Raw genomic sequence first — 20,740 nt, 5'->3', positions numbered from 1 at the left:
CCGAACGCCACCTCGACAGCCGAGGTTCAAGTGGGCCGCACGTCGCTGGGGCACTATGGCGCGGGATACTTTCGAGCTTTTTACCATGACCTGCGCCCTGCAACCTTTGCCTGCCCCGCTGCGTCCCGAGTTGGCTTACACCGGCTGCCTGGAGTCGCCTTCGCTGATTGCCGGTTTTTTGCGACACCCGCCTGTTGGGTTTGACGCGCAGGTTTCCCGCCAGGGCCTGCCGCACTTTTTTACGCCCTTCGACCTGCTGACCACCGCCGACGACGCATTCGTGGAACGCGTGCGCGGCTGGCCAGGCTACGGACTCTGGCAGGCCTGGCTGCGGATCGACAGCTGCTTCGTGGGCACCACCGTCAGCGAATATGCGCCGTTTCCCCAGGGTGTGCCGCCCCAGGACCTTGCCCAATGGCTGCAATATGAATGCGCGCCGCAGCGTGCGCTCACCATCGTCAAGGACGTGCCGTGCCAATCGCCGCTGCTGAGCGAGGCAGACAATCACTACGCGCAAGCCTTGATCGATGACTGCACGCGCCGCGGCTTCATCAGCGTGGAAGGCCAGGCGCTGGCGTATGTGCCGATCGACTTCAGCAGCGTCGACGACTACCTCGCGCGCCTGTCCCACAGTCGTCGCCGCAATATCCGGCGCAAACTGCGCAGCCGCGAGGCGCTGCAGATCGAGGTGCTGCACACCGGCGACGCGCGCTTCAACGACGACGCCTGGCTGGCGCGCCTCTATGCGCTGTATCGCGCGGTTTATGACCAGAGCGACATCCATTTTGACCTGCTCACCCCGGCGTTCTTCACCGAGCTGCTGCGCGACGCCCACAGCCATGGGCGCGTGTTCTGTTACTGGCACTGCGACGAACTGGTCGGCTACAACCTGTGCTACGTGCAGGACGGCAAGTTGCTCGACAAGTACATCGGCCTCAACTACCCGCTGGCGCTGGACTTCAACCTGTACGTGGTCAGTTGGTTCGTGAACCTGGAATACGCCATCGCCCAGGGCCTGGATTTTTACGTGGCGGGCTGGACCGACCCTGAGGTCAAGGCCAGCCTCGGCGCCAGCTTCACCTTCACCCGCCATCTGGTGTGGGTGCGCAACCCGTTGCTGCGCAAGCTGGGCAACCACTGGCGTCATCACTTTGAAAGCGACACCCAATGGCATCGGGAGCACACCTCATGACGGCCCTGGTACCGCTGATCCTCGATTTCGACGGGGCTGTGAGTGACATTCCCGACGCGGTGCACCTGCCGTTGCAGGCCTGGCAGGAAACCATCCGCTTCGGCTGTCGCTGGAAGCAGTTCAACGCGCTGGAAAAAGCCCTGGATGCGCGCATGCCCGGCCAGCATGGCTGTGTATTTACCGGCAGCGGCGACTATCACCACCTCAGTCATCTGCTGCTCAAGCGCCTGCCCGCGCAGCCGACATTTCAGCTGATCATCTGCGACAACCACCCCGACAACATGCGCTACCCGTTCGGCATCCACTGTGGTTCATGGGTGTACTGGGCCAGCCGTCTGCCGCAGGTCGAGCATGTGCATGTGCTGGGTATCGGCTCGCAGGACATCGGCCGGGGCCACGCCTGGGAAAATCACTGGTCGCCGCTGCTCAAGGGCAAGCTGACCTACTGGAACGTCAACGTCGACACGCGCTGGATGAACTGGGTTGGCTGTGGCCGCGGCAATCGCGCCTTTGGCGATGCCGATGAGCTGATGAGCGCGTTTCTGGCACAGTTCGATCGCGCGCTGCCGGTGTACCTGTCGATCGACAAGGATGTGCTGAGCCCGGACGTGGTGAACACCAACTGGGATCAGGGTGAGTTTCTGGAGCATCACCTGGCCGCATTGATCGAGGCCTGTCAGGGCCGGATTATCGGGGCCGACATCACTGGCGACGTGTCCGAATACCATTATCAGGGCGCGTTCAAGCGTTGGCTGAGTGCGTCGGACGGCCAGGTGGCGCTACCGCCGGATCAGGTGCGGATCTGGCAGCAGCAACAGAACGCGCTGAACGCGCGGCTGGTCAGGCAGATTCATCAAGGTTGGGCTGCCAGGTAACGCCTTTTTCCTCGGGGCTTTCCTGGCGCGCCAGGCACAGAATGCCCGCCACGATCAGCAGACCGCCGATGACCTTGGCAATTGTCAGCGTGTCGTCGAACAGCCAGACCGACACCAGCGTCACGCTGATCAGCTCCAGGTAGGACGCCGCGAACGCAGGGCCGATGGGCGCGTGCTTCATCAAGGTCATCCAGGTGAAGAACGCACCGATGTAGCCGACAAACGCGCCGTAGATCCAGGGGTGACCAAACACCCTGGCGAGCCAGGCCACGTCCATGGCCAGGGGTTCGGCGTGGATCGAGGCATACTTGAAACTGACCTGGGCCAGGGTGTCGAAAAAGATCAGCGAGAGAAAACCCAGGATATAAAAACGCTTCATCAGTCGAACCCCACAACGACAGTGCCCAGGGCGATCAGCAGGATGCCGATCAAGCGCCATTTGGTCAGGCTTTCTTTGAACCACAGGCGGCCGGCAATCATGATCACCACGATATTGAACGAGCCCAGCATCACTGCCACCGACAACGGCACCAGCGACAGGAAGGCCAGCCACAGCACGAACTCGATCACGTAGAGGCCGATGCCGATCCAGAACCAGTGGCGCGCGAGCATGTGGCGCCAGTGGGCCATGCCGGAAAACTCTGCGCTGTTGGTGGCGGCGGCCTTGAAGGCCAGTTGGCCGGAGGTGTCAACGATGACGTTGAGGATCCAGAGGATGAAGGTCAGTTGGCTCATGGGGTCTGTGCGGTGGTCGTGGAGCGGCCAACATACCGCAGCCGGTCGACACGGTTTTCGAAGTTCGCTGGCGCAACAGCCTACGTTCAGGTTGCCTGCTCAGGGTGCAGCGCCGGCCGAACTCCATTGGCAATAGCAGCCCACCGCGAGGGTGTGGGTGGCGTTGACCTCACGTCCGCCCTCCAGCGCCTGCAGGATCGGTTCGATAAAACTGTTACTGGCGTTGCACGTGAGCCCTTCGCTGTAGGGCCCGAAGTAGGCGAGCTTGCCGCTGCGGTCCCAGATACCCACGGCCGGGCTGGCCGGCAGCTGGTCGGCGCCGGGCAGCGCGTCGAGAGGTTTGAGCGCCAGCAGGTTGGCGGGCAACCGGCCCTGACTGCCGGGCTTTTGCACGGCGTAGAACTCGACGCCCCTGGGCGCGTAGTGCTCGATCAGTTCGCCCAGGTGCTGCTGGTTGCCGACCGTGCACGGGCAGGCCGGGTCCCAGAAGTGCACCAGACGAATCGGGCCGGGCCCGGTCAGTTCGGCGGGCAGGCGCAGCGAATCGCCGGAGAACACCGTCGTGTGTGCGCTGAAGGCGCGCAGGTAGCGGCCCTGAAACCAGGCATACGCCGCCCACAGCACGCCAGCGCAGAGGACCAGCAACAGGCCGGCGAACAGGGCGGAACGGTGGGTCTGTCGCATTCGGATTGATCCTCAAGGGTCGCGTAGCTTGCCATGCCTGCCCCGACAGATGAATATCGCGGCTCGATCTTCATCTTCACCGTGAGTCTGGAACCTTTTATGCCTGTCACCTTTGACCCCGATCACCTGCGCGCCAGTTTGCGCCCGCTGGTGGATGCGCAACCGCTGTCAGCCGAGGCGCGGGTGTACCAGCGGTTCTACGGGCTCGACTTGCCTGCGCGCAAGGTGGCGAGCCGTCTGGGGCGCTTCGACGTGGACGGGTTCGAGGTGGTGGCGCAGGTATGGTGGCCGCCGGTGCCGGTGGCGACGATGTTTCTGTTTCATGGCTTCTATGACCACATGGGGCTGTATCGGCATGTGGTGGACTGGGCGCTGGAACAGGGTTTTGTGGTGATCGCCTGCGACCTGCCCGGGCACGGTTTGTCCAGCGGCATGCGCGCCAGCATCGATGATTTCGCGGTGTATCAGCACGTGGTGCACGGGTTGTTCGAGCAGGCCCGGGCGTTGCATTTGCCGCAGCCCTGGCATTTGTTCGGGCAAAGCACCGGCGGCGCGGTGGTGGTGGACCACTTGCTCAGCCACGGCACCGACAGCCCGGCCCAAGGCAAGGTCCTGCTGCTGTCGCCGTTGGTGCGTCCGCGCGCCTGGGGTTGGTCGCAGCTCAGCTATTACCTGCTGCGGCCGTTCGTCAAAGGCATCGCGCGGCGGTTCAGCGAGAACACCCACGACCCCGAATTCAAACCGTTTCTTGAAGCCGACCCGCTGCAACCCCGGCAATTGCCCACCGCCTGGGTGGGGGCGCTGGTGCAATGGATCAAGCGCATCGAAGCGGCGCCACGCAGCGCAAGGCGCGTGGTGATTGTGCAGGGCGAGGAAGACATGACGGTGGACTGGCAGCACAACCTGCAGGTGCTGCGCAGCAAGTTCGAACAACCCGAGGTGCTGATGTTGCCCAGGGGCAGGCATCATCTGGCCAATGAGATTGCGCCGATTCGCGCAGAGTACTTCCGTTATTTGACGGACCGCTTGAAGTAATCCAGGTCGCAAGCCGGGAAGGGGCTTGTTCCCTCCCACCTTGTTTACGGTGCCAGGCTTGAAGTGCTTTGGCCCACTGCCAATCCTGCCCGGATGGCCGCCAGCGCCGCCTGGTAATACGCCTTGCCCTGTGGCGACTCTGCAAAGGTCGCGAATTCTTCCAGCTCCGGGTCGGACAGATCCCGATAGACGTACAGCAGGGTGTTGTTCAGGTCCTTATCGATCTGCTGCATCAACCGTTCGCGCTGCCCGTTCAACATGCCCTGGGCCTGACCACCGCCGAGCAGGCCGGGGATCATCTGGCTCAGGCTGTCGGCCGCCACCCCGGCAATCGCCAGACTGACTTCCGCGCCGGCTTCACGGGCGGGCAACGCCTGGGCCAGGTGGCCGATGATCAGGCTGCGGGTAGCGTCGGCCTGGATTTTCGGCAAGCCCTGGGCGTTTTTCGCCAGTTGGTCGCGGCGCGTGGCCAGCAACTCGGCGGCGACGATCTTGCGGCCCAGCGGCGACTGGAAAAACCCCAGCGCCGGTTGCGGGTCGGCCAAGTGCTTGCGCAACTGGGCCTCGGCCCGCTGGTCCATGGCCTGGGCGGCGAAGCGTTTGTTGCTGTTGTCCACCAGCGCCTGGTACACCGCCGGCGGCAGGCTGTTGCGGTAGCGCTGCTGGGCGGCACTAAGGGCGTCATTGAAATGCGCACGTTGTTCGGCCCAGCCGGCGACCTTGTACAACTGGTCATGGCCGTCTGCCCAGGCGGGCAACACGCAGAACATCAGCAAGGAAAAAAACAAACGACGCATAAGGACTCCTGTCAGTCGGCCACTATTGTCCGTGTCGGGCGTAGGATTTGTCGAGAAGTCCTATCAGTCACCTGACTAAAGTGAGTTCAGTCGCTCGACGGCGCTGTCGGATTCCCAGGCGTATGGATACTATGCGCGCCATGCAAATACCCCACGATCACCCCTTGCTGCAACGCATTGTCGACGACCTGGCCGAAAAAGGCTGGTCGCAGCAGCACGCCTTTCTGCCCCAGGTTCTGACGCTGGAGTTGGCGGCTGAGTGCCGTAAACGTGCGGCCGAAGGTGAGCTGGCGCCAGCGGCCGTGGGGCGCGGTCCGGCGCAGGAGATTCGCGAGGGGATTCGCGGTGACCATATCCAGTGGCTGGAGGAGGGCGACGCTGCCGTCTGCGACACTTACATGGCCGTGATGGACAGCCTGCGCCTGGCCATGAACCGTGGCCTGTTCCTGGGCCTGGAAGATTTCGAAAGTCATTTTGCGATGTACCCGCCCGGCGCGTTCTACCTCAAGCACGTGGACCGCTTTCGCGACGATGATCGGCGCATGGTGTCAGCCGTGATCTACCTGAACGACGCCTGGCTGCCCGAGCACGGCGGTCAGTTGCGCATGTACCTCAAGGACGGCATCGAACACGATGTGGTGCCCACGGGCGGCAGCCTGGTGGTGTTCCTCTCGGGCGAGGTGCCCCATGAAGTGTTGCCCGCCACCCGCGAACGGTTGTCGCTCACAGGCTGGTTTCGCCGGCGGGGCAATGAGCCGTTCTAAGCATTGATTCGGCCGGGCCCCAATGCCGTTCAGTTAAGCGCAGACTCCCTGTGGCGAGCAGGCTTGTCCTGCGTTGGGCTGCGCAGCAGCCCCAAAACCAGGCGCTGAGCCGTATCAGATACACCGCGTTTTGCTGAATTGGGGGCGCTTCGCACCCCAACGCGGGGCAAGCCCGCTCGCCACAACAAGCCCGCTCGCCACAGAGGCTGCAGCACCTTCCACATTCACCGCGTGTTACTCAGGCTTTAGCCACTTCTGCGACAGCGCCTTCAATCGGCCATCGGCCTGCACTCGATGCAATGCGTTGTTCAGGCTCAACTTGAACGCCGGGTTGCCCTTCTGAAACGGAATCGCCAGCGCGGGTTTCTCGCTGTACGCCTCGCTGAAATCGAAACGATCCTCAAGCTCGGCAGTCATAGCGATATGGTTGATGGCTACGTCGTACTTGCCGGTTTCCACGCCGGGCAGCATGTCGGCGTCATCGGTGGTGATAAATGAGGGGCGCAGGTCCATCTCCTTGGCCAGTTGTTCGCCCAGCTCCACTTCAAAACCGGTGAGCTTGTCACCGTCCTTGAAGTTGTAAGGCGGCGTATTGGCTTGCAGGACGATGCGCAGTTCGCCGCGATCGTTGATATCGTCGATCAACTCGGCGTGAGCCAAGGGGCTCAAGAGGGGCAGCAACAGTAACAGGCCAGGCGAGAAGCGCATGGTCACTCCTAGATTCGAATGTGCGAGGCGCCGATCAGCATCGCTTTGTCAGGGTGTCGAGTGCCTTGGACAGCAATATGTCGCGAAGTTGTCCCGAACCTACAGATTTCATACAAAACTGGAGAAGCGAATGAAAGGCCTTATGTCTCGTACCGCCCTGGCCAGCCTGCTGCTGGGTGCATCGATGTTGGCTGGCGCCGCTGACGGCATCCCGCGCAGCGCTCCACCTGAAGGCGCCAAGGTGTTTATCGTCTCGCCCAAGGACGGCGCCACCGTCGACAAAACCTTCACCGTCAAATTCGGCATGGAAGGCTTGAAGCTGGCCCCAGCCACCGAGCAGGCCGCCGGCACCGGTCACCATCACCTGTTGATCGATCAGAAGGAATTGCCCGACGCCAAGCTGCCGATCCCGGCCACCGATACCGTGATCCATTACGGCAAGGCTCAGACCGAAACCGAACTGACCCTCACCCCGGGCAAGCACACCTTGCAACTGGTGGCGGGCGACAAGCTGCACATGCAGTTCAACCCGACCGTGGTGTCCAAGGTCATTACCGTTAACGTCAAGTAAGCGTTGCTCGGCTAAAAAAAAATGGGAGACCCCTGCGGGTCTCCCATTTTTTGTGCAGCGTAAAACGTCAGAACAATACGCGGCTGCGGATAGTGCCGGAGATGTGCTGCAGTTTCTCCTGCGCCAGGTCCGAGTACTCGGCATCGACGTCGATCACCACGTAGCCAACCTTCTCGTTGGTCTGCAGGAACTGACCGGAGATGTTGATGCCGTTTTCCGCAAACACCTTGTTGATCTCCATCATCACACCCGGAATGTTCTGGTGGATGTGCAGCAGACGGTGCTTGCCAGGGTGAGCCGGCAAGGCCACTTCCGGGAAATTCACCGACGACACCGACGTACCGTTGTCGCTGTACTTGACCAGCTTTTCGGCCACTTCCAGACCGATGTTGGCCTGCGCTTCAGCGGTGGAACCGCCGATGTGCGGGGTCAGGATCACGTTGTCCAGGCCACGCAGCGGGCTTTCGAAGACGTCGTCGTTGGAGCGCGGTTCTACCGGGAACACGTCGATGGCGGCGCCGATCAGGTGCTTGTCCTTGATCGCGTCGGCCAGGGCGTCCAGCTTGACCACGGTGCCGCGCGCGGCGTTGATCAGGATCCCGCCTTTCTTGATCGCGCGGATTTCCTTCTCGCCCATCATCCACTGGGTCTCGGACGTTTCCGGTACGTGCAGGGTGACGATATCGGACATGCCCAGCAGCTCGGTCAGGCTCGACACCTGAGTGGCGTTGCCCAGTGGCAGCTTGGTGAGGGTGTCGTAGAAGAACACCTGCATGCCCAGGCCTTCAGCCAGCACCGACAACTGCGTGCCGATCGAGCCGTAGCCGATGATGCCCAGCTTCTTGCCACGGATTTCGAAGGAGTTGGCCGCGCTCTTGATCCAGCCGCCACGGTGGCAGGAAGCGTTCTTCTCGGGGATACCGCGCAACAGCAGGATGGCCTCGGCCAGCACCAGTTCCGCAACGGAACGGGTGTTGGAGTACGGGGCGTTGAACACCGCAATACCACGCTCGCGCGCAGCGTTCAGGTCAACCTGGTTGGTGCCGATGCAGAAACAGCCGACCGCCACGAGTTTCTTGGCGTGATCGAAGATCTCTTCGGTCAGCTGAGTGCGGGAGCGAATGCCGATAAAGTGCGCGTCGGCGATCTTTTCCTTCAGTTGGGCTTCCGGCAGAGAACTGGTGATGTACTCAATGCTGGTGTACCCGGCGGCCTTCAGCACGTCGACGGCCGATGGGTGGACGCCTTCCAGAAGAAGGAACTTGATCTTGCTCTTATCGAGAGAAGTCTTGCTCATCTGCGTAAACCTGTATCCCGGAGAAAAATGGCAGGGAATCGAGCAGCGCAAGCTGACCCGGACGGCAGGAAAGCCGTCGCCGCAGAAACGCCCTTTGGGTCTGTCCTGCGGGGGCGGTATGCTAGCATACGCACCCCGCTAAACACCTATTCCTGCGACGTGAAGCGTTCTCAGGATGACCATGAATTGTTCGAGAGTTCTGTCGATGACCCAGGCTGCCCTGATTGATGAGCTGAAGACCCTGGTTGAGCCTGGCAAGGTGCTGACCGATGCCGACTCCCTGGAAACCTACGGCAAGGACTGGACCAAGCATTTCGCCCCGGCACCCACCGCCATCGTCTTCCCCAAGACCATCGAACAGGTGCAGGCCATCGTTCGTTGGGCCAATGAGCGCAAGGTCGCGCTGGTGCCGTCCGGCGGGCGTACCGGGCTGTCGGCGGCGGCAGTGGCGGCCAATGGCGAGGTGGTGGTGTCGTTCGACTACATGAACCAGATTCTCGACGTGAACCTCACCGACCGCACGGCCGTGTGCCAGCCGGGCGTGGTCACCCAGCAGTTGCAGAACGTCGCCGAAGAAAACGGCTTGTACTACCCGGTGGACTTCGCCTCGTCCGGTTCCAGCCAGATTGGCGGCAACATCGGCACCAATGCCGGCGGGATCAAGGTGATTCGCTACGGCATGACCCGCAATTGGGTGGCGGGCATGAAAGTCGTCACCGGCAAGGGTGACGTGCTGGAACTGAACCGCGACCTGATCAAGAACGCCACCGGCTATGACATGCGCCAGCTGTTTATCGGCGCCGAAGGTACCCTGGGATTTGTGGTCGAGGCCACCATGCGCCTGGACCGAGCGCCCAAAAACCTCACGGCCATGGTGCTGGGCACCACCGACTTCGACTCGATCATGCCGGTGCTGCACGCGTTCCAGGGCAAGCTGGACCTGACCGCTTTCGAGTTCTTTTCCGACAAGGCCCTGGCCAAGGTCATGGGCCGGGGCGATGTGCCCGCGCCGTTCGAGACCGATTGCCCGTTCTACGCGTTGCTGGAATTCGAAGCCACCACCGAAGACGTCGCCAACCATGCGCTGGAAACCTTCGAGCATTGCGTGGAGCAGGGCTGGGTGCTGGACGGCGTGATGAGCCAGAGCGACACCCAGTTGCACAACCTGTGGAAGCTGCGCGAGTACATTTCCGAGACCATTTCCCACTGGACGCCCTACAAGAACGACATCTCGGTGACGGTCTCCAAGCTGCCTGCCTTCCTCAAGGAAATCGATGCGATCGTTGGCGAGCACTACCCCGACTTCGAAATCGTCTGGTTCGGCCACATTGGCGACGGCAACCTGCACCTGAACATCCTCAAGCCGCAAACCCTGAGCAAGGATGAGTTCTTCGCCAAGTGCGCCACCGTGAACAAGTGGGTATTTGAAACCGTGCAGAAGTATAACGGCTCGATCTCCGCCGAACACGGCGTGGGCATGACCAAGCGCGACTACCTGGCCTACAGCCGCTCACCGGTTGAAATCGACTACATGAAGGCCGTGAAAGCGGTATTCGACCCAAACGGGATCATGAACCCCGGCAAGATCTTCGCTGTTTAAACGCACCTGAAGGAGTCGTTCCATGAGCTACCAGCACAAGTATATCGACGGCACCAATATCCACTTTCCATTGGGCAAGGTGGTGTGCATCGGGCGTAACTACGCCGAACATGCCAAGGAACTGAACAATCCGGTGCCCACCGAGCCGCTGCTGTTCATCAAACCGGGCAGCTGTGTGGTCGGGCTGGAGGGCGGTTTCGCCATTCCCACCGAGCGTGGCTCGGTGCACTACGAGGCGGAAATCGCGGTACTGATCGGCAAGCCCCTGTCGAACAATCCCAGCCGTGAAGAAGTGCTGGACGCCATCTCCGGCTTCGCCCCGGCCCTCGATCTGACGCTTCGCGACAAGCAGGCCGAACTCAAATCCCAGGGCCTACCCTGGGAAATCGCCAAGTCGTTCGACGGTGCGGCGGTGATTGCCCCCTTCGTGGTGAGCAGCACGTACCCGGACGTCACCGACATCGGCATCCGCCTGACCATCAACGGCGAAGTGCGCCAGGACGGCAACAGCGCGCTGATGCTCAACCCGATCATCCCGATGATCCAGCACATGGCCGGCTGTTTCTCGCTGCAGGCCGGCGACGTCATCCTCACCGGCACCCCCGCCGGCGTGGGCCCGCTGAATGTGGGCGATGAACTGGTGCTGGAACTGGCGGGCGGCACCCGCTTCGAAAGCGTCGTTCGCTAAAAGGACGCGGTTAAAAACTGTGGGAGGCTCCGCAAGCGTTGTCGCGCAGCAAACTGGAGCCTCTGTGGCAAGCGGGCCCGTTGTGGCAAGCGGGCTTGTTGTGGCGAGCGGGCTTGCCCCGCGTTGGGGTGCGAAGCGCCCCCAATCCAGCGAAACGCGGTGTACCTGATACGGCTCAGCGCCTGGTTTTGGGGCTGCTGCGCAGCCCAACGCAGGACAAGCCTGCTCGCCACAGCGTGCACTACCGTCTTTGCATTTTTTTCACACCCCGTCTGGATAATCCGCGCTTCCAACGCGCAGCTCTTCGCATCCTGTGCTATTCCCTACCGCTGACTTTCCGGAAAAGCGACCCATGGCCGTGCCCCTGCCTACCTCCAAACCTACGCTTCGCCCCCGCCGTTTCATGCGCTGGTATTCCTGGGTATTCCTGGCCGCTGCGGTTCTGTATGGCGTGGCCTGGGCCATGCATTGGGACGACCGGGGTGTGCTGTGGGTGCTGGAACGCTTCGAGTCCCCGGCAGAACGCCAGCAAAGCATCTGGCTCCCGGACTATCACGCAGTGATCGACGCCAAGTTGCTGCCCGGCATGGAAGGGGATGAGGCCTCGGACGTTTCTTACAACCCCCAAAGCAAAACGCTGTTTTCGGTGATGGGCAAGAACCCGTTTCTCGTCGAGCTGAGCCTGCAAGGCGATGTGCTGCGCAAGATGCCGCTCAATGGCTGGAACAACCCGGAAGCCCTGACGGTGATGGAAAACGGCCTGATGGCCGTGGTTGATGAGCGTCAGCACAGCCTCACCATCGTCAAGGTCGATGCCAGCACCACCGCGCTCAACAAAGCCGATTTCCCCAGTTACGATCTGGGCCCGTCCAGGGACCAGAACAAAGCCTTTGAAGCCGTTGCCTGGGATCCGCGCAACCAGCAACTGGTACTCGGCGAAGAGCGTCCGCCTGCGCTGTTCACCTGGAAAAGCGACGGCAGCCAGACCCTGGTCGGCGACAAACAGAAGCTGACCAGCAACGAGCTGGATGTACGCAACCTCTCGGCCCTGGCCGTCGACCCGCGCACCGGGCATCTGCTGGTGCTGTCGGCCGACTCGCACCTGCTGCTGGAACTGGACGAGCACGGCAAGCAAGTCAGCTTCATGACCGTGCTCGGTGGTTTCAATGGCCTGAAAAACACCATCCCCCGCGCGGAAGGGGTGACCATGGATGACGAGGGCAACCTCTACATGGTCAGTGAGCCCAACCTGTTCTACCGTTTCGAAAAGCATAAATAACCGGCGGATTGCGTCGGTTTGATCCCTGTAAACGGCATTCGCCAGACAGCCGGGCGCGTTTAAGTTTAAATTCAGGCGACCTTGATATCTATTCGCCAGTTTTTTTCTCCGAGCCCGTCCCGATGCGTCGACTTGCCCGTCCCAAACCTGCTTTTCTCATCCTGTTGTTGGTCGCCCTCGTGACCGGCGTGATCGTCGCCCAGCAGTTTCGCCTGTTCGAACGGGCCTGGTTCAACTGGCAAGTGTGGCGCCAGCCGGCCGACCAGCGCTCCATCGGCCTGGCCGATTACCAGGTCACCCTCGAAGCGCAGAAAATCGAGGGCCTGGACGATGATGTCTCTGCGCTCACCTACGACCCGGTGCGCAAAAGCCTGTTTACCGTGACCAACAAAAACGCCGAACTGATCGAGCTGTCCCTGGACGGCAAAATCCTGCGGCGCATTGCGCTGGTGGGATTTGGCGATGCCGAGGCGGTAGAGTTCATCAGTGACAACATCTACGTGATCAGCGATGAGCGTCAGCAACGGCTGATCAAGGTGCACGTGGACGATGAGACACAATTTCTCGACGCGGCCGACGCCGAGCAGATGACCCTGGGCGTGCACATGGGCAGCAACAAGGGCTTTGAAGGCCTGGCTTACGATTCGGTGGGCAAGCGCCTGTTCGTCGCCAAAGAGCGCGACCCGATGCTGATCTACGAGGTCCATGGGTTTCCCCATTTCAAAGCGGAAAAAACCTACTCGGTGCATGTGATCAACAACCCCAAGCGCGATGCCGGGCTGTTCGTGCGTGACCTGTCGAGCCTGCAATACGACGAGCGCAGCGGCCATCTGCTGGCACTGTCGGATGAGTCGTTTCTGGTATTGGAACTGGATATCGACGGTCGTCCATTGAGCACCTTGTCGTTGCTCAATGGACGCCACGGCCTGAAGAAACGCGTGCCCCAGGCCGAAGGGATCGCCATGGACGACCAGGGCAGCCTGTACCTGGTGAGCGAGCCGAACCTGTTTTATGTGTTCAAGAAACCCAATCCCTGAGCCCCCACATAAAGTAACAGCAAGGCAATGTCAGGCTTTGAGAGTTTTCACGCCTTCAGGGGTGCCCAGCAGCAACACATCCGCCGGGCGAGCAGCGAACAGCCCGTTGGTGACCACGCCGACAATTGCATTGATCTGCGTTTCCAGCGCCACCGGATCAGTGATCTGCATATTGAACACGTCAATGATGATGTTGCCGTTGTCGGTCAACACGCCTTCGCGGTACACCGGGTCGCCGCCCAGCTTCACCAGCTCGCGGGCCACGTGGCTGCGGGCCATGGGGATCACTTCCACCGGCAGCGGGAAGGCGCCGAGTACCGGCACCAGCTTGCTGGCATCGGCGATGCAGATAAAGGTTTTGGCCACGGCCGCGACGATCTTCTCGCGGGTCAGGGCTGCGCCGCCGCCCTTGATCAGGTTCAGGTGCTCGTCGCTTTCATCGGCGCCGTCCACATAGAACTCCAGGTCGCTCACGGTGTTGAGCTCGTACACTGGAATGCCATGGCCCTTGAGGCGCGCGGCGGTGGCTTCGGAGCTGGCCACGGCGCCGTCGAACGCACCTTTATGCAGGGCCAGCGCATCGATAAAGCAGTTGGCGGTGGAGCCGGTGCCGACACCGACGATGCTCTTGTCGTCGAGTTTGGGAAGGATTAAATCGACGGCGGCCTGGGCCACTGCCTGTTTGAGTTGATCCTGGGTCATGCGGGCTCCGGAGCGGGCGGGGAATTATCGAGGGCGGCGAGTATAACCCAACAAAACCTCGGGATTCGTGTGGTCGTACGGTCAAAGGCCGGGTTAGACTCACCGGTCCTGTCCCACTCGCCCAGTGATTGCCGCCGATGCTTGAAGACTACGTCAAAAAGATCCTCACCTCGCGCGTTTACGACGTTGCCGTAGAAACCCCGTTGCAGATCGCCCCCCAGCTTTGCGAACGGCTGGGCAACAAGGTCTGGCTCAAGCGCGAAGACTTGCAGCCGGTGTTCTCGTTCAAGATTCGCGGGGCCTACAACAAGCTCACCCAGCTCAGCAGCGAGGAGCGCGCGCGTGGCGTGGTCACCGCGTCGGCGGGCAACCACGCCCAGGGCCTGGCCCTGGCGGCCAAGGTGCTGGGGGTCAAAGCCACTATCGTGATGCCCAAGACCACCCCCGAGATCAAGGTCGAAGGCGTGCGCTCCCGTGGCGGCATCGTGGTGCTGCACGGCGACTCCTTCCCGGAGGCCCTGGCCTACTCGCTCAAACTGGTCGACGAACAAGGCTACGTCTACATCCACCCCTACGATGATCCGCACACCATTGCCGGGCAGGGCACCGTGGCGATGGAAATCCTGCGCCAGCACCCAGGGCCGTTGGACGCGATTTTCGTACCGGTGGGCGGCGGCGGGCTGATTGCCGGCATTGCGGCGTACGTGAAATACCTGCGCCCGGAGATCAAGGTCATCGGCGTCGAACCGGACGATTCCAACTGCCTGCAAGAGGCCATGGCCGCCGGCGAACGCGTGGTGCTGCCCACCGTGGGCCTGTTTGCCGATGGCGTGGCGGTGGCGCAGATCGGCCAGTACACCTTCGAGATCTGCAAGGATTATGTGGATGAAGTGATCACCGTCAGCACCGATGAAATCTGCGCGGCGATCAAAGACATCTACGACGACACTCGCTCCATTACAGAGCCTTCCGGCGCGCTGGGCGTGGCCGGTATCAAGAAGTACGTGGAGACCCGTGGCGTCAGCGGGCAAACATTCGTCGCCATCGACTCCGGTGCCAACGTCAACTTCGACCGCCTGCGCCATGTGGCCGAGCGCGCCGAACTGGGCGAGGGCCGCGAAGCCATTATCGCCGTGACCATCCCCGAACGTCCGGGAAGCTTCAAGGCGTTCTGCGAAGCCGTGGGCAAGCGGCAGATCACCGAATTCAACTACCGCTACCACTCCGGCAGCGAGGCGCACATCTTTGTCGGCGTGCAGACCCACCCGGAAAACGACCCGCGCAGCGCGCTGATTACCAGTCTCACCCAGCAGGGTTTTCCGGTGCTGGACCTGACCGAAAACGAACTGGCCAAATTGCACATTCGCCATATGGTCGGCGGGCATGCGGCGCATGTCAGCAATGAACTGGTATTTCGGTTCGAGTTCCCGGAGCGGCCGGGAGCCTTGTTCAACTTTCTTAACAAGCTGGGCGGGCGCTGGAACATCTCGATGTTTCACTACCGCAACCACGGCGCGGCAGACGGCCGTGTGGTCGCCGGCCTGCAAGTGCCGGCGGACGAACGCCACCTGGTGCCGGCGGCTCTTGAGGCGATTGGCTACCCGTACTGGGATGAAAGCGAGAACCCGGCCTACACACTCTTCCTCGGTTAGCGACTACTCTGCAGGCGCGACCTTTTAAGGAATATGAGCGATGGAAACCCTGATCACCCTGAAAGTTATCCACATTGCCGCCACGGCGTTGCTGTTGCTCAGCGGTATAGGCCTGGCGCTGTTGGCCTGGCGTAAACGCAGCGCGGGTCCGGCGGTGACCCTGCAGCGTCCGTGGGTGTTTGTGTGGTTGTTGATGGGTGTGTGCCTTGTGAGCATGCCGTTCACCGGCTGGTGGCTGGCGCACCTGACGGGCTGGCCGCTGGGGCAAACCTGGATTCTGGGCTCGAGTATTGTGTATACCGTGGCGGCGCTGGCCTGGTTCTGGCTGGTGGCGCGGCTCAATCGCCTGCGCAGGGGCGAGGGTGGCAGCTTGAACTTTACGTTGGTGCTGGCGGTGGTCAGCCTGGTGGGGTTTGTGGCGATTGCCGGGTTGATGGGTGCCAAGCCGGTTTAAGCTTTTTTGTGGCGAGCGGGCTTGCCCCGCGTTGGGGTGCGAAGCGCCCCCAATCCAGCAAAACGCGGTGTACCTGATACGGCTCAGTGCCTGGTTTTGGGGCTGCTGCGCAGCCCAACGCAGGACAAGCCTGCTCGCCACAGGAGCCATATCAGCCGCGCAGGGTAATCACCGGCCAACCGCGCTTCTCGGCTTCAGCCCGCAGACTCGGGTCCGGGTCCACCGCTACCGGGTGTGTCACCTGCTCCAGCAACGGCAAATCATTCATCGAATCACTGTAGAAGTAACTGTCTTCCAGGCTGTAGCCGGTCTCTTCCAGCCAACGGTTCAAGCGCGTCACCTTGCCTTCGCGAAAGCACGGCACGTCGGTGCTGCGCCCTGTGTAACGCCCTTCAAGCTCTTCGCATTCGGTGGCGATCAGCGTCTCGACCCCCAGCAGTTCGGCAATCGGCGCGGTGACGAAGCGGTTGGTCGCGGTGATGATCACCAGCTTGTCACCTGCGGCGCGGTGCCTGGCCAGCAGTTGTGCCGCCAGCGGCAGCATCAGCGGGGTGATGCAGTCGCGCATGAAGTCGCGGTGCCACTCGTCCAGCTGGGCCCGCTCGGTGCGGCCGAGGATGTCCAGGCTGAAGTTGAGGTAGGCGGCATTGTCTAGCCGGCCGGCCAGGTAGTCCTGATAGAACTCATCGTTACGCGCCTTGTAGGCCACCGCGTCGAGAATCCCGCGCTCGCACAGGTAATCGCCCCAGGCGTGGTCGCTGTCACCGCCGAGAAGGGTGTTGTCCAAGTCGAATAAAGCCAGGCGCATTGCAGTTACTCGCTGAAAAGTCTGTAAAAAGGCGTCCAGAATACGGACTTTTCACAAGAGTGCACATAAGCTAAGAAGCCTCGTTGCCGCTTGATCAACCTTTGTGGAACAATGCGGCGACATGCGTTTGCGAGGTTGTTGCCGTGATCGACCCCGATGGTTTCCGTCCTAATGTCGGGATCATTCTTACGAATGATGCCGGACAGGTGCTATGGGCTCGCCGAATCAACCAAGATGCCTGGCAGTTTCCTCAAGGCGGAATCAACCCCGACGAATCCCCTGAAGACGCCTTGTACCGTGAGTTGAATGAAGAAGTGGGCCTAGAACGCGAAGATGTGCAAATTCTGGCCTGCACCCGTGGCTGGTTGCGCTATCGTTTGCCGCAACGCCTGGTGCGTACCCACAGCCAGCCGCTGTGCATCGGCCAGAAGCAGAAATGGTTTCTTTTGCGCCTGATCTCCAACGAGCAGCGGGTGCGGATGGATTTGACCGGTAAACCGGAGTTCGATGGCTGGCGCTGGGTCAGCTATTGGTACCCGTTAGGCCAGGTGGTGACATTCAAGCGCGAAGTGTATCGTCGCGCGCTCAAAGAGCTTGCCCCGCGCCTTTTATCGCGCGACTGACGACGGAGTTCGACCCCGAGCCATGCTCAATACGCTGCGCAAGATCGTCCAGGAAGTTAACTCCGCCAAGGATCTCAAGGCGGCGTTGGGGATTATTGTGTTGCGCGTCAAGGAAGCCATGGGCAGCCAGGTCTGCTCGGTTTACCTGCTGGACCCCGAGACCAACCGTTTTGTGCTGATGGCCACCGAGGGCTTGAACAAGCGCTCAATCGGCAAGGTCAGCATGGCGCCCAATGAGGGTCTGGTGGGCCTGGTGGGGACGCGTGAAGAACCTCTCAACCTTGAACACGCAGCCGATCACCCCCGTTACCGCTACTTTGCCGAAACCGGCGAGGAGCGCTACGCGTCCTTCCTCGGCGCACCGATCATTCACCACCGCCGCGTCGTCGGCGTGTTGGTCATCCAGCAAAAAGAACGTCGTCAGTTCGACGAAGGTGAAGAAGCCTTCCTTGTGACCATGAGCGCGCAGCTCGCCGGGGTTATCGCCCACGCCGAGGCGACGGGCTCGATTCGTGGCCTGGGCCGCGAGGGCAAGGGCATCCAGGAAGCCAAGTTCATTGGCGTGCCGGGTTCGCCGGGCGCGGCGGTCGGTACGGCTGTGGTCATGTTGCCTCCGGCCGACCTCGATGTGGTGCCGGACAAGACCGTCAAGGACATTGACGCCGAAATCAAACTGTTCAAGACCGCTCTGGAAGGCGTGCGCGCCGACATGCGCAACCTGTCGACCAAGCTGGCTACCCAGTTGCGCCCCGAAGAGCGTGCGCTGTTCGACGTGTACCAGATGATGCTCGATGACGCGTCCCTGGGTAACGAAGTCAAGACAGTGATCAAGACCGGCCAGTGGGCCCAGGGCGCACTGCGCCAGGTGGTCACCGATCACGTCAACCGTTTCGAATTGATGGACGACGCCTACCTGCGCGAACGCGCCTCGGATGTGCGCGACCTTGGTCGCCGTCTGCTGGCCTATCTGCAGGAAGACCGCACCACCAACCTGGTCTACCCCGACAACACCATCCTGATCAGTGAAGAACTGACCGCCACCATGCTTGGCGAAGTGCCGGAGGGCAAGTTGGTCGGCCTGGTTTCGGTATTGGGGTCGGGCAACTCCCACGTCGCGATCCTGGCCCGGGCCATGGGTATCCCGACGGTGATGGGCCTGGTGGAACTGCCGTACTCCAAAGTCGACGGCATCGACATGATCGTCGATGGCCATCGTGGTGAAGTCTTCACCAACCCCAGCGAGCTGCTGCGCAAGCAGTACGCCGAAGTGGTGGAGGAAGAGAAACAGCTGGCCCTGGGCCTCGATTCGCTGCGCGAACTGCCGTGCGTGACCCTCGACGGCCACCGCGTGCCGCTGCTCGTGAACACCGGCCTGCTGGCCGACGTTGCCCGCGCGCAACAGCGCGGTGCCGAAGGCGTTGGGCTGTACCGCACCGAAGTGCCGTTCATGATCAACCAGCGATTCCCGAGCGAGAAGGAACAGCTGGCGATCTACCGCGAGCAATTGCAAGCGTTCCACCCGTTGCCGGTGACCATGCGCAGCCTCGATATCGGCGGCGATAAATCCCTGTCGTATTTCCCGATCAAGGAAGACAACCCCTTCCTCGGTTGGCGCGGTATCCGCGTGACCCTCGACCACCCGGAAATCTTTCTGGTGCAGACCCGCGCCATGCTCAAGGCCAGCGAAGGCCTGAACAACCTGCGCATCCTGCTGCCGATGATTTCCGGCACCCATGAGCTGGAAGAGGCGCTGCACCTGATCCACCGCGCCTGGGGCGAAGTGCGCGACGAAGGTTCGGACGTGCCGATGCCGCCGATCGGCGTGATGATCGAAATCCCGGCGGCGGTGTACCAGGCCAAGGAGCTGGCGCGGCAGGTGGACTTCCTGTCGGTCGGCTCCAACGACCTCACCCAATACCTGCTGGCCGTGGACCGCAACAATCCGCGCGTGGCCGACCTCTACGACTACCTGCATCCGGCGGTGCTGCAAGCCCTGCAACATGTGGTGCGCGACGCCCATGCCGAAGGCAAGCCGGTGAGCATCTGCGGCGAAATGGCCGGCGACCCGGCGGCGGCGGTGCTGTTGATGGCGATGGGCTTTGACAGCCTGTCGATGAACGCCACCAACTTGCCGAAGGTGAAGTGGATGCTGCGTCAGGTTGAGTTGGGCATGGCCAGGGAGCTGCTGGCCGAGCTGATGACCATCGATAATCCGCAAGTTATCCACAGCTCGTTGCAACTGGCGCTGAAAAACCTGGGGCTGACGCGGATGATCAACCCGGGTTCTGCCAAGACGCTCTGAACCGAGGCGCCTTTATCGCAGGCAAGCCAGCTCCCACAGGTGAATGCATTCCAAAGGGGGGAAAAGTCAGCTTTTGCAGGTGGATGCACTCCGACTGTGGGAGCTGGCTTGCCTGCGATGGCGCCAGTCCAGACACCCTCAAATATTCAGCTCCACCTCACCCAACCGCCCACCCTGCGGGCCGAAACTGCGCTCAACTATGCGCCGCGTACCGTCGGCATTCACAATCAGCGCCGTACTCACTCGCGTTCCATAACTGGCGCTGGCGATAAACACGCTGGATAACAGACTCTCGGTGGCCAACCCCACGCCGGTATCCGGCAACTGCGCAAACGGTGCGGTCTGCGGGTCGCTCATGATCGCCAGCAAGGCTTGCGGCTGGGGATCTTCCAGCACCTCGCCCAGCGCTGCCCGGGCCTTGAGCAACTTCGGCCAGGGGGTGTTCAGCGTGGCATTGGACAAGCCGTAAATCCCAGGCTTCAAGCGGGTCGGCTGGCTCTCATGGGCGTTGTAGTGCCACATCTCGTCTCGCGTACCCAGCAGCAGGTTGAACCCGGCGTATTCAATCGAACGGCCGTTAACCTCGGCCAAATACTGGTCAATGGGCAGCGAACCGCTGAGAAACCGCGCCACCAGTTCTCCGCGCGACGTACGTGCCGGTGGCTGGTGCGGCTCGCGGATGTTGGTCAGGGCGGCAAAGCGCCCGTCGGCACTCACACCCAGCCAGGTGCCGCCGGCTTCCTGGTCACGGCCGGCGTAAACGTGGGACGCGTCCGGCCATTGGGCCAGCGGTAGCGTGGGGCGGGCGTAAAACTCATCACGGTTGGCCGCGACGATCAGCGGCTGGGCATGGCCGGGCCGCCAGGCAAAGACAATCAGGCACATCGGGCGATTCTCTTTTGTGTTTTTTGCCACTCTACCCACACAACCGCAGCCG

At 61.7% G+C, this 20,740-nt stretch carries 22 protein-coding genes; 13 read left to right on the top strand and 9 right to left on the bottom strand.

Annotated elements, in window-relative coordinates; all coding sequences use genetic code 11:
- The first annotated feature begins 85 nt into the window (after window positions 1-85).
- Together H045_RS19605 and H045_RS19600 are read left to right on the top strand one after the other, a co-directional pair.
- A complete protein-coding gene (locus H045_RS19605) occupies window positions 86-1,192 on the top strand; it encodes a GNAT family N-acetyltransferase (protein WP_015373246.1) in 1,107 nt (368 codons plus the stop codon).
- Complete coding sequence (locus H045_RS19600) at window positions 1,189-2,067, top strand: hypothetical protein (RefSeq protein ID WP_015373245.1); 879 nt, start codon at window positions 1,189-1,191, stop codon at window positions 2,065-2,067. The genes H045_RS19605 and H045_RS19600 overlap by 4 nt, the downstream gene beginning before the upstream one ends.
- Here the strand turns inward: H045_RS19600 and H045_RS19595 are convergent.
- From H045_RS19595 to H045_RS19585, 3 genes are all read right to left on the bottom strand, one after another.
- On the bottom strand, window positions 2,033-2,446 hold the full coding sequence (locus tag H045_RS19595) for a DMT family transporter (protein WP_003234737.1): 414 nt from the start codon (window positions 2,444-2,446) through the stop codon (window positions 2,033-2,035). The genes H045_RS19600 and H045_RS19595 overlap by 35 nt on opposite strands.
- The gene (locus H045_RS19590; protein ID WP_003234735.1) at window positions 2,446-2,802 is read right to left on the bottom strand and encodes an EamA family transporter; all 357 of its coding nucleotides are present in this window, start codon (window positions 2,800-2,802) and stop codon (window positions 2,446-2,448) included. The genes H045_RS19595 and H045_RS19590 overlap by 1 nt, the downstream gene beginning before the upstream one ends.
- 99 nt (window positions 2,803-2,901) lie before the next feature.
- Window positions 2,902-3,486, bottom strand: coding sequence for a DUF6436 domain-containing protein (locus H045_RS19585; RefSeq protein WP_015373244.1), 585 nt, complete (start codon window positions 3,484-3,486; stop codon window positions 2,902-2,904).
- Between the two features lie 99 nt (window positions 3,487-3,585).
- On the opposite strand from H045_RS19585, the gene bipL reads away from it, so the two are divergent.
- The gene (gene bipL / locus H045_RS19580) at window positions 3,586-4,521 is read left to right on the top strand and encodes a phospholipase BipL (RefSeq protein WP_015373243.1); all 936 of its coding nucleotides are present in this window, start codon (window positions 3,586-3,588) and stop codon (window positions 4,519-4,521) included.
- A gap of 44 nt (window positions 4,522-4,565) precedes the next feature.
- Here bipL and H045_RS19575 read toward each other — a convergent pair whose 3' ends face one another.
- On the bottom strand, window positions 4,566-5,318 hold the full coding sequence (locus H045_RS19575; RefSeq protein ID WP_003234731.1) for a DUF2059 domain-containing protein: 753 nt from the start codon (window positions 5,316-5,318) through the stop codon (window positions 4,566-4,568).
- A 131-nt stretch (window positions 5,319-5,449) separates the two neighbouring features.
- Here H045_RS19575 and H045_RS19570 point away from each other — a divergent pair, with 131 nt between their 5' ends.
- Window positions 5,450-6,082, top strand: coding sequence for a 2OG-Fe(II) oxygenase (locus H045_RS19570; RefSeq protein WP_003234729.1), 633 nt, complete (start codon window positions 5,450-5,452; stop codon window positions 6,080-6,082).
- 234 nt (window positions 6,083-6,316) lie between these two features.
- Here H045_RS19570 and H045_RS19565 read toward each other — a convergent pair whose 3' ends face one another.
- Window positions 6,317-6,790, bottom strand: a complete 474-nt coding sequence (locus H045_RS19565) for a transporter substrate-binding domain-containing protein (protein ID WP_003234727.1) — start codon at window positions 6,788-6,790, stop codon at window positions 6,317-6,319.
- Window positions 6,791-6,920: 130 nt separating this feature from the next.
- Between H045_RS19565 and H045_RS19560 the strand changes: the two genes are divergently transcribed.
- On the top strand, window positions 6,921-7,361 hold the full coding sequence (locus H045_RS19560; RefSeq protein WP_015373242.1) for a DUF4399 domain-containing protein: 441 nt from the start codon (window positions 6,921-6,923) through the stop codon (window positions 7,359-7,361).
- Between the two features lie 67 nt (window positions 7,362-7,428).
- On the opposite strand, the gene serA is transcribed toward H045_RS19560, so the two are convergent.
- Window positions 7,429-8,658, bottom strand: coding sequence for a phosphoglycerate dehydrogenase (gene serA / locus H045_RS19555; RefSeq protein ID WP_003234722.1), 1,230 nt, complete (start codon window positions 8,656-8,658; stop codon window positions 7,429-7,431).
- 205 nt (window positions 8,659-8,863) lie between these two features.
- Between serA and H045_RS19550 the strand changes: the two genes are divergently transcribed.
- The 4 genes from H045_RS19550 to H045_RS19535 all read left to right on the top strand — a co-directional run bounded on the left by H045_RS19550 (window position 8,864) and on the right by H045_RS19535 (window position 13,262).
- Window positions 8,864-10,258, top strand: coding sequence for an FAD-binding oxidoreductase (locus tag H045_RS19550; RefSeq protein WP_015373241.1), 1,395 nt, complete (start codon window positions 8,864-8,866; stop codon window positions 10,256-10,258).
- Between the two features lie 22 nt (window positions 10,259-10,280).
- On the top strand, window positions 10,281-10,946 hold the full coding sequence (locus tag H045_RS19545; RefSeq protein WP_003234718.1) for a fumarylacetoacetate hydrolase family protein: 666 nt from the start codon (window positions 10,281-10,283) through the stop codon (window positions 10,944-10,946).
- A 352-nt stretch (window positions 10,947-11,298) separates the two neighbouring features.
- A complete protein-coding gene (locus H045_RS19540) occupies window positions 11,299-12,225 on the top strand; it encodes an SdiA-regulated domain-containing protein (protein WP_003234716.1) in 927 nt (308 codons plus the stop codon).
- A gap of 122 nt (window positions 12,226-12,347) precedes the next feature.
- Complete coding sequence (locus tag H045_RS19535) at window positions 12,348-13,262, top strand: SdiA-regulated domain-containing protein (protein ID WP_015373239.1); 915 nt, start codon at window positions 12,348-12,350, stop codon at window positions 13,260-13,262.
- A gap of 30 nt (window positions 13,263-13,292) precedes the next feature.
- Here the strand turns inward: H045_RS19535 and rpiA are convergent, their stop codons facing one another.
- Window positions 13,293-13,964, bottom strand: a complete 672-nt coding sequence (gene rpiA, locus H045_RS19530; protein ID WP_003234713.1) for a ribose-5-phosphate isomerase RpiA — start codon at window positions 13,962-13,964, stop codon at window positions 13,293-13,295.
- 137 nt (window positions 13,965-14,101) lie between these two features.
- Between rpiA and ilvA the strand changes: the two genes are divergently transcribed.
- Together ilvA and H045_RS19520 are read left to right on the top strand one after the other, a co-directional pair.
- Complete coding sequence (ilvA, locus tag H045_RS19525) at window positions 14,102-15,616, top strand: threonine ammonia-lyase, biosynthetic (protein WP_015373238.1); 1,515 nt, start codon at window positions 14,102-14,104, stop codon at window positions 15,614-15,616.
- A gap of 40 nt (window positions 15,617-15,656) precedes the next feature.
- Window positions 15,657-16,070: a DUF2269 family protein gene (locus tag H045_RS19520; RefSeq protein WP_003234709.1), complete on the top strand. Its 414-nt coding sequence runs from the start codon at window positions 15,657-15,659 to the stop codon at window positions 16,068-16,070.
- A 151-nt stretch (window positions 16,071-16,221) separates the two neighbouring features.
- Here the strand turns inward: H045_RS19520 and H045_RS19515 are convergent, their stop codons facing one another.
- Window positions 16,222-16,878 (bottom strand): histidinol-phosphatase, encoded by a 657-nt coding sequence (locus H045_RS19515; protein WP_003234707.1) that lies wholly within the window; start codon window positions 16,876-16,878, stop codon window positions 16,222-16,224.
- Window positions 16,879-17,021: 143 nt separating this feature from the next.
- Between H045_RS19515 and H045_RS19510 the strand changes: the two genes are divergently transcribed.
- Together H045_RS19510 and ptsP are read left to right on the top strand one after the other, a co-directional pair.
- Window positions 17,022-17,501: an RNA pyrophosphohydrolase gene (locus tag H045_RS19510; protein ID WP_003234706.1), complete on the top strand. Its 480-nt coding sequence runs from the start codon at window positions 17,022-17,024 to the stop codon at window positions 17,499-17,501.
- 22 nt (window positions 17,502-17,523) lie between these two features.
- A complete protein-coding gene (ptsP, locus tag H045_RS19505) occupies window positions 17,524-19,803 on the top strand; it encodes a phosphoenolpyruvate--protein phosphotransferase (protein WP_003234704.1) in 2,280 nt (759 codons plus the stop codon).
- 138 nt (window positions 19,804-19,941) lie between these two features.
- Here the strand turns inward: ptsP and H045_RS19500 are convergent, their stop codons facing one another.
- Window positions 19,942-20,688 carry an NRDE family protein gene (locus H045_RS19500; protein ID WP_015373237.1) on the bottom strand — a complete coding sequence of 249 codons (747 nt, stop codon included), beginning with the start codon at window positions 20,686-20,688 and terminating at the stop codon, window positions 19,942-19,944.
- Window positions 20,689-20,740 lie beyond the last annotated feature (52 nt).

This window comes from Pseudomonas poae RE*1-1-14 (assembly GCF_000336465.1).
GTDB classification, from domain to species: domain Bacteria; phylum Pseudomonadota; class Gammaproteobacteria; order Pseudomonadales; family Pseudomonadaceae; genus Aquipseudomonas; species Aquipseudomonas poae.
Note: the sequence above shows the minus strand (reverse complement) of the source record. Positions and strands in the feature narration are given on the sequence as shown.